Below are 2000 nucleotides of genomic sequence, written 5' to 3' on the forward strand. Positions count from 1 at the left end.
TAGTGCCGCGTTAACTGCACTGACAAGTGTTGGACGTGCAATTCTTAGTAAGCCCAGTATTCAGAGCGTTCTTAATTACCTTGGTTTGGGAGAAGGCTCTGCATTACCTGTTGGTGTCCCTGTTCCGTGGCCTTCAGCCACTCCGCCAACAGGCTGGCTGAAATGCAATGGTGCAGCATTTTCTTCTGAAAAGTACCCAAATCTGGCAAAGGCTTACCCAACGTTAAAATTACCTGATTTACGCGGTGAGTTTATTCGTGGCTGGGATGATGGACGCGGCATTGATACAGGACGTGCTTTATTGAATATTCAGAGTGATGATATTAAAAAGTTCGAACTTAAGTATTTTGGGCCAGGTGGTGGGCCTGGAACCGCAACAGTATTTGCATTGCAAAATGGTGTGAGTGGTATTTATACAACAGGAATTAATCAGGAAGTCGGATCTACAACCGCTAATGCTTTTCAAATTCCTGGTGGGCGTGAAACCCGTCCGAGAAATATTGCATTTAACTATATTGTGAGAGCTGCATAATGAATAGCGCGATATTGAATAATGAACTTATTGCCGTACAGGCAGGAAACATCATCGTTTACAACTATGACAGTGAGACACGGGAGTATATTTCTGCATCAACTGAATATCTTGCTGTGGGTGTCGGTATCCCTGCATATTCCTGTTTAGATGCTCCTGGCACACATAAGGCTGGTTATGCAATCTGCCGTTCGGCAGATTTAAACTCATGGGAATATGTGCCAGACCATCGCGGTGAAGTTGTCTATAACACCGAAACGGGAGAATCGAAAGAAATCACAGGTCCGGGTGATTATCCTGAAAATACAACCACTATCGCCCCGTTAACGCCATACGATGAATGGGATGGTGAGAAATGGGTAACAGATACTGTGGCACAGCATAGCGCCGCAGTAGGCGCGGCAGAAGCACAGCGTCAGTCACTGATTGATACTGCAATGGCTTCCATTAGTCTGATTCAACTGAAACTACAGGCCGGACGGAAGCTGACGCAGGCAGAAACCACCCGACTTAACGCTGTGCTGGATTACATTGACGCAGTGACGGCAACAGATACCAGCACCGCGCCGAATGTCATCTGGCCTGAACTGCCGGAGGCGTAGGCCATTCAATATCTGGAGCTCTGGAGGTATCAACCAGTTCCAGTGCGTCCAGATAATCCAGCCACAAATTATATTGCGCCAGTTCCTCACCTTTCAGACGACCAATAGCCGCTTTACCAGGCCATTGTTTACTGTTCATATAATCGTTGGCCTGATTAATCAGTTGCTGCTTTTCCAGTTCGGCTGCAGCAATCTGTTCCTCATGTGTTGGTGGTGGAATTTCAGACCATGCAGGAAAACCATTTTCTCCAGCGATACGGATTTTTCCTTTCGGCGGTAATCCGGAAAACTCAATATACACTTGCTCATCAACTTCAACAGCATCATCTGGCCATGAGTCTGCTTGAGTGTAATCCTCTTTCATCTCCAGCGGATAGAAAGAGTTTGTAGTCGCGGAATATATGTAATTCATTTTTCACTCCATATAGCTAAATTAACAGCCTAACGCTAAAAATGAAGCGCCGAGGCCAGGAGTACTGGCTCTGGATATAAATTTAACCGGGTCGGGACTAAAACCTGCACAGGCAATATAACCAACAGCCCCGCTATCTGGTGTGTAGTCTTGTGAGACCAAAACACGCAGACATCTGTTTGGAAATGCAATCGGGAAATGAGTTACTACATCCTGTGCAATGCCTGGTGCGCCGATTGAGCCCCACTGAAGAATAAAACCTGATGGTAATTTTTGATATCCAGTACCTGAAACAGAAAGCGTGAAGCTACCCATATCAGGTATCTGATTCGCCCCTGTCCCCACATTCCGTTTTGCCGCTTCTCCCAAACCAACGTTTTTAACTTCGTGAACAGAGCTATCTAATAGCATTTTCACTAACATAAACGGGATGCTTTTTATGCAAATTGGCTAT

Annotated in this window: 4 protein-coding genes; 2 read left to right on the forward strand and 2 right to left on the reverse strand. The window is 45.8% G+C overall.

Annotated features, from left to right (window positions below; genetic code table 11):
- Positions 1 to 532 (forward strand): phage tail protein (locus WC5_RS00270; RefSeq protein WP_016231847.1); only part of this gene is annotated, 532 nt, incomplete at its 5' end.
- A complete protein-coding gene (locus tag WC5_RS00265; RefSeq protein ID WP_016231848.1) occupies positions 532 to 1134 on the forward strand; it encodes a tail fiber assembly protein in 603 nt (200 codons plus the stop codon). The genes WC5_RS00270 and WC5_RS00265, both read left to right, overlap by 1 nt.
- Here the strand turns inward: WC5_RS00265 and WC5_RS00260 are convergent.
- Together WC5_RS00260 and WC5_RS24510 are read right to left on the reverse strand one after the other, a co-directional pair.
- On the reverse strand, positions 1106 to 1546 hold the full coding sequence (locus WC5_RS00260; protein WP_016231849.1) for a tail fiber assembly protein: 441 nt from the start codon (positions 1544 to 1546) through the stop codon (positions 1106 to 1108). The genes WC5_RS00265 and WC5_RS00260 overlap by 29 nt on opposite strands.
- A gap of 21 nt (positions 1547 to 1567) precedes the next feature.
- Complete coding sequence (locus tag WC5_RS24510; protein ID WP_016231850.1) at positions 1568 to 1969, reverse strand: gp53-like domain-containing protein; 402 nt, start codon at positions 1967 to 1969, stop codon at positions 1568 to 1570.
- Between the last annotated feature and the right edge of the window lie 31 nt (positions 1970 to 2000).

This window comes from Escherichia sp. KTE114, assembly GCF_000407765.1.
Lineage (GTDB): Bacteria > Pseudomonadota > Gammaproteobacteria > Enterobacterales > Enterobacteriaceae > Escherichia > Escherichia ruysiae.